This is a genomic window from Gordonia sp. 852002-10350_SCH5691597 (assembly GCF_001665715.1).
In the GTDB taxonomy this organism is placed as follows: domain Bacteria; phylum Actinomycetota; class Actinomycetes; order Mycobacteriales; family Mycobacteriaceae; genus Gordonia; species Gordonia sputi.
Window position 1 is genome coordinate 1 of record NZ_LZMO01000189.1, and the last position, 6,308, is coordinate 6,308.

A 6,308-nucleotide genomic window follows, 5' to 3' on the forward strand; every position below is an offset into this window, starting at 1 on the left:
CCGACACGGTCAGCCGCCGCCTGGGCTACCGCGGCTGACGCCCGTCGCCGCTCGCTGGTCGAGCTTGTCGAGACCACCCCGCTGCGAGCACCTACGCCCCGCCTTGTCGGTTGCGTGAGAGTTGTTGCAGCAGCACGTAATCCCCAGCAATGAGAGCCTTCCGTTTCCCACGGGACCAGTTCTGGACGCGCTTCTCCAACGCGTACGCCTCTGCGATGGTCGAGCATTCGTGTTGATAAACAAGCCGAACTGGCAGCCGGCAGCGCGTGTAGCGACTCCCCTGCCCGGAGTTGTGCTGCTCGACTCTGGACTCGACGTTCCGTGTGCTGCCCACGTAGTAGCTGCCGTCAGAGCACTCGAGGATGTACATGTAGCCGCTCATCCGACAACTATGCGCCCACAGATCTGCTGCCGAGATTCTCTATCCACAGGCCGCTTGGTGGTCTCGACAAGCTCGACCAGCGGGTAGAGGCTCGACCAGCGGAGGCTGGCGCGGGGCCCTTCCGCTGATTGAGCCGGCCGCGAGCGAAGCGAGCAGCCGAGTCGAAATCACCAGCGGCGGGAGGGATCGGCCGGCGAAGAGTGGTCTCGACAAGCTCGACCAGCGGAGGCTGGCGCGGGGCCCTTCCGCTGATTGAGCCGGCCGCGAGCGGAGCGAGCAGCCGAGTCGAAATCACCAGCGGTGTGTGGCTCGGCAGCGCGGTGGGTGGTCTCGACAAGCTCGACCAGCGGGTGGAGGCTCGACCGGCGGGGTGGGTGGTCTCGACAAGCTCGACCAGCGGTGGGGTGGTCTCGACAAGCTCGACCAGCGAAGCGTGGCTCGGCCGCCGAGCGCCCCCTACGGCAGCAGCGCCCGCACGGCGTCGATGGTGTCGGCGTCGGCGGCGGTCTTGTCGGGCCGATACCGCAGCACCCTGGCGAACCGCAAGGCAACCCCGCCCGGATACCTTGAACTGCGCTGCACGCCGTCGAGTTCGATCTCCACGACTATCTCCGGACGCAGGAACACCGCCCACTCCGTACGCGACTCCTCGTACTTGGGGAACTCCTCCGTCTGCCAACGCAATATCTCGTCGGTCAGGCCCTTGAACGTCTTGCCGACCATCATTGGCGGCCCGCCGTCGGGGTCGCGTGCGCCCAGGTGCAGATTCGACAGCCAGCCTCGTCGACGCCCCGATCCCCACTCGGCGGCGAGTACCACGAGGTCAAGAGTGTGCACCGGTTTGACCTTCTGCCACGTCCGCCCACGACGGCCCGCCGCGTACACACCGCTGCGCGACTTGACCATGACCCCTTCGTGGCCTTCCGCTATGGCCGCTGCGAATTGTGCTTGTGCCGCTTCGACATCGGGGTCGACCACAGAGGGAATACGGAGACCCGAACCCACCGAATCCAGTGCCGCGAGTCGCTCCGACAGCGGCAGGTCGATCAGATCGCGGCCGTCGAGATGCAGGCAGTCGAAGAAGAACGGTTGCAGCAGTTGAGGATTCGCCTCGTCTGCGGCAGACCCGAACCGGCTCATGGTCTCCTGGAACGGTCGCGGCCGGCCGTCGTCACTGAGCATCAGTGTTTCACCATCGAGAATGACTGTCTCACAGGGCAACCCGAGCACAACCTCGACAAGGTCGGGCACCCTATCGGTCACGTCCCGCAACGTGCGGGTGAACACCCGTACCTCACCGCCGTTACGGTGCACCTGAATTCGTGCACCGTCGAGTTTGAAGTCGACAACGACGTCGGGGCCGAGGTCGGCAAGCGCGCTCGGCAGGTCGTCGGCGGGAGTCGCGAGCATCGGTGCGATCGCGCGTCCGACCTGTAGCCGCACTCCACGCAACGCCTCGTCGCCGCCATGTGCGGCCAATACCGCTGTCTCCGATAGTGATCCGGTCAGCATGTGCGCGCGCCGCACCGAATCGACGTCTTGACCCGTCGCTTGCGCCACCGCGTCGACCATCAACCCTGCCAACGATCCCTGCCGCAGTTCACCGGTCAGCAACCGTCGCAGGAAGTCCTGTTCGGGCGGCGTCGAGTTCGCGAAAAGCCCTGTCAACACGCTGTTTCTGACTGCTGCCGACCCCGCTCCCCTGGCCGCGGCGAGTTGCTCGAACGCGTCGTCGACATCGATCACGTCGAGCTTCGACTCCTCGGCACCGTCCACATCGAGGTTCACCAGCGATCGCCAGCCGACCCCCAGCTTGCCCTGCGGCACCTCGCCGGAGAGCCATGTGACCACGATGGGTAGTTCATCCTTCGACGCAGCACCAAGGAGCTCAACCAATTCGGCTGTCTTGAGCTTGCGTGACCGGGTCGCAGCCATCTGCGCCGACGCTTCCACGACCTGCCCGAGTTTCACGACTCCTGCTTCCATGCATCCGGCGATACATCCGACGAGCCCTCCGACCGTGCCGCTTCTACCGCGTCGGGATACGCCGCCTCGTACGCACGTACCGCGGCGCCGACCGTCGGGTACACGTGGTCGGAGTTCAGCTCCGAGAGCACTCCCTCGTCGGAAAGTGTGTCCCCGAGCTCGGGATCCACGCCCGCGAGGACGAAATGAGCATTCCGCTTGTGCACGAAGGTGATCAGATCCTTCAGCATGACCGAGGCCGTGTAATCGACGTCGCCGATCACTGTGCAGTCGAGTATCAGCCAACGCACCGGGTGCGGTGCCGCCCGAACCAGCGCGGCCACCTCATCGGAGAAGCGACTGGCGTTGGCGTAGAACAGATCCGCGTCGTAGCGGAACACGATGAGTCCTGGCATCGACTCGGCACCCGGCTTGGCCGACTCGTATCGTCGACGACGCCCATGGTCGGATACCCCGACCACGAACCGCTCGGGACGATACTGTCTGCGCACTATCGCCAGAAGCGACACTCCCATCGCAACGACCACGCCGTTCTGCACGCCGAGAACCAGCACCACCACTGCGGTCAGGAGGGCAATGGTGAAGTCGTACTTCGACACCCGCCACATTCGACGGAACTGGTCGATGTCGATCAGCCGCACCGCCACCACCGCGACAATCGCTGACAGCACGGCGTGTGGCATGTAGGCGAGCGCGCCGTCGAAGAAGACCACGACGATCAGCGCGATGAGCGCCATCGTGATGTTGGCGACTTGGGTCCGACCATGTTCGGATTCGAGCAGTTCGGTTTTGGTGGGGCTGCCGTTGACCACGAATGTCGACGAGAACCCTGCCACGATGTTGGCCGCAGACAGTCCGACGATGTCGCGATTGACGTCGGCGTTCTCTCCGTGACGCTGCGCGAAACTTCGTGCTGTGGCCGCACTTTGGGCGAGAATGACCACCGCGCAGCCGATCGCAACCGTCGCGGCCTTCGGTATGTCGCGCCACGTGACGTAGTCGGGAAGTCCGAATTCGGGAAAACCGCCGTGCAACTCGCCGATCACCGGCACATCATCGGACCAGTTGAAGGCGTATACCAGCACGATCGACGCCACCACAACGATGACCGGCATCGGAAGGCGGGGCACCCACCGCTTGCCTACGATCAGCAACGCCAGCGTCGCAACGGCGAACGCCACCGCGGTCCATCGAATGGAGCCGAGTTCGCGCGCAAGGTGTTCCCAACGCTCCCATATCCGACCATCGCTACCGGAGATCCCGAGCATGCCGGGAATCTGCCCGGTCAGCACACTGATCCCGGTGCCTGCGAGGAAGCCGACGAGCACAGCGGTGGAGAGGAAGTCGCCGAGAAACCCAAGTCGCGCGATCCTGGCCACTGCCAGCATCAGTCCCGTCACGATTGCGATCAATGACGCGAAACCCAACCACTCCGCCGAGTTCGGTTGCAGGCCTGCGACTCCGATGCCCGCGATGCCCGATCCGATGATCGCCGCGGTCGCCGAGTCGGCACCGGTCACCATGAGCCGTGACGCACCCAGAACAGCGAACACGATTGTCGGAAGGATGATGGTATAGATTCCCGCAACCACCGGAACGTGGGCAATTGTGCTGTAGCCCATCGATTCCGGAATGGCGACGGCCGCGAGCGTGATGCCCGCAAGGACGTCCGCCCGCAACCACCCGCGCTGGTAACCACGGAACGCGGGTGGCAGCAAGCGTTTCAGCGACGTCGAGAACGCACGCTCCGACCCGGCGGCCCGCGTCCCGCTCACTGCCGTTCGCCCCAGCTCAGCGGTTCGATCACCCCGCTGACGTTACCCGCGTTGATCAGGCAGCGGTGCGCACTGCCGAGCCTTGCGAAGCTGCGGCGTCGGACTGTTCAGCTCGCTTACGTACGAGCACGTTCTCCAATGCGGGACGCCCCGAGCCGATGAAGACCAACAGGAACAGCGCCCAGCAGTACAGCGCGGCCGAGTCGCCCTCGTTCGCTATGGGCAGCAGACCGTCGCCCTGGTGCTTCCAGAAATAGGCGACGGCCATCGCACCGGAACCGATGAACGCAGCAACGCGAGTGCCGAGTCCGAGCATGACCAGGATGCCGCCGACCAGCTCAATTGCCGCGGCCCACCACGACGGCCACGCCCCGAACGCTGCGGTCTCGCCGCCGTATGGCGCGACCGGCCATCCGAACAGCGTCGACGCGCCGTGACAGAAGAACAGGAAGCCGATGACGATACGAAATAGGCCGATCGCCCACGGCGCGACCTTCTCAAGTGAGGTAAGCATTGCCTAACTATGAAGGTCTGGTTCCCGCATCGCAACCCCAGAAACCCGATTCCGAGGGAATCGCGTTCGGCGCTCAGATGCCTTGCACTCAGACCCCGACGCTCAGACCTCCGACAAGTCCACCGACCGCGTCTCCTTGACCGACCACAGCGCCAGGAGCGTCAGTACTCCGGCCACCGCGAGGTACACACCGACCCACGCCACACCGAAGTCGGCAACCAGCCACGTCGCGATGAACGGCGCAACGGCAGCGCCGAGGATCGACGCGACGTTGTAGGCGATCCCAGATCCCGTGTAGCGCACGTTCGTCGGGAACAGCTCCGGCAGGATCGCGCTCATCGGCCCGAAGGTCAGTCCCATCAGCGCCATACCCAAAACGAGGAAGCCCAGCATCACGCCGTCGGTCACCGACGACGGGTTGAGCAGCCATCCGAAGCACAATCCGAAGATGACGATCGCACCGGTGATGACCAAGAGCACCACGCGTCGGCCATAACGGTCGGCGAGCCATCCCGAGAGCGGCACGCACGCTGCGAAGAACAGCACCGAAATAAGCTGCAGCCCAAGGAAGTCGACGTAGCTGATGGAGAGCTTGACGCCCGACGCGTCGGTCACCTTGCCGGTTCCGTACGAGGTCGTCCACGTGGTCACGATGTAGAAGAGCGTGTACGTGGCCAGCATGATGAACGTGCCGGCGATCAGCGGACGCCAACTGGTCTTGACGACCTCGGCCAACGGCGCGCGCACCTTCTTGCCCTCTTCGACTGCCTTGGCGAACACGGGCGTCTCGGTGAGCTTCAACCGCACGTAGAGCCCGATGACCACCATGATTGCGCTTGCCAGGAACGGAATTCGCCAACCCCAGGTCAGGAATGCGTGGTTGGTCGCAGCGCTCTTGGCGTCGAAGTCCATTCCGAGCATCAGCAGCAAGAAGATGCCGTTGGCGAAGAAGAAGCCGATCGGCGCACCGAGCTGCGGCCACATCGCCGCCCAGGCGCGCTTGCCCTTCTCTGCGGTCTCGGTGGCCAACAGTGCTGCCCCCGACCATTCGCCGCCGAGTCCGAGGCCCTGGCAGAACCGCAGCAGCGCGAGCAGAGCCGGTGCGGCATAACCGATCTGGGAGAACGTGGGCAGCAACCCGATCGCGAAGGTGGCGATACCCATCGTGAGTAGTGAACCGACCAGGGTCGCCTTACGGCCCAGGCGATCTCCGAAGTGTCCGAACAACACCGATCCGATCGGCCGCGCGACAAATGCGAGACCGAACGTTGCGAACGAGGAGAGCAGCGCGGCGGTGTCGTTGCCCTTCGGGAAGAACAGCGTCGGAAATACGAGGACCGCGGCAGTCGCATAGATGTAGAAGTCGAAGAATTCGATACTTGTGCCGACCATCGATGCGATCACGATGCGGCTACGCGGAACTGCGGGTCGAGTGGGGTCGACGGGCGCAGAACCCGTTGCAGGGGCAGTGGCTTCACTCACCGCGGAGAGGTTACGCGCCCGCCCATCGGGATCTTCGCAGGTGGGTAGGTTTTCGGGGCATTAGGCCGTGTTTCCGAGCTCAGTTGGCGGGGGGGGAACCGCCGGAGAGTGTGCCTCGGTAGGACCGGTCTGCGACACCAGGCGGAGTTGCGGGGCGGCCCCCGCGCGG

General features: G+C 64.5%; 5 protein-coding genes. All 5 read right to left on the reverse strand.

The genetic code is table 11. The annotated features are described in order from the left end of the window. Window positions 1–91 precede the first annotated feature (91 nt). On the reverse strand, window positions 92–382 hold the full coding sequence (locus tag A5777_RS13895; protein ID WP_064863110.1) for a GIY-YIG nuclease family protein: 291 nt from the start codon (window positions 380–382) through the stop codon (window positions 92–94). 456 nt (window positions 383–838) lie between these two features. Then, window positions 839–2,353, reverse strand: coding sequence for an ATP-dependent DNA ligase (locus A5777_RS13900; protein ID WP_005205497.1), 1,515 nt, complete (start codon window positions 2,351–2,353; stop codon window positions 839–841). Beyond that, a complete protein-coding gene (locus tag A5777_RS13905) occupies window positions 2,350–4,143 on the reverse strand; it encodes a SulP family inorganic anion transporter (RefSeq protein ID WP_064863111.1) in 1,794 nt (597 codons plus the stop codon). The genes A5777_RS13900 and A5777_RS13905 overlap by 4 nt, the downstream gene beginning before the upstream one ends. Before the next feature lie 55 nt (window positions 4,144–4,198). After that, window positions 4,199–4,657, reverse strand: coding sequence for a DoxX family protein (locus tag A5777_RS13910; protein WP_064863112.1), 459 nt, complete (start codon window positions 4,655–4,657; stop codon window positions 4,199–4,201). A 102-nt stretch (window positions 4,658–4,759) separates the two neighbouring features. Further along, on the reverse strand, window positions 4,760–6,049 hold the full coding sequence (locus A5777_RS13915) for an MFS transporter (protein ID WP_442903047.1): 1,290 nt from the start codon (window positions 6,047–6,049) through the stop codon (window positions 4,760–4,762). Between the last annotated feature and the right edge of the window lie 259 nt (window positions 6,050–6,308).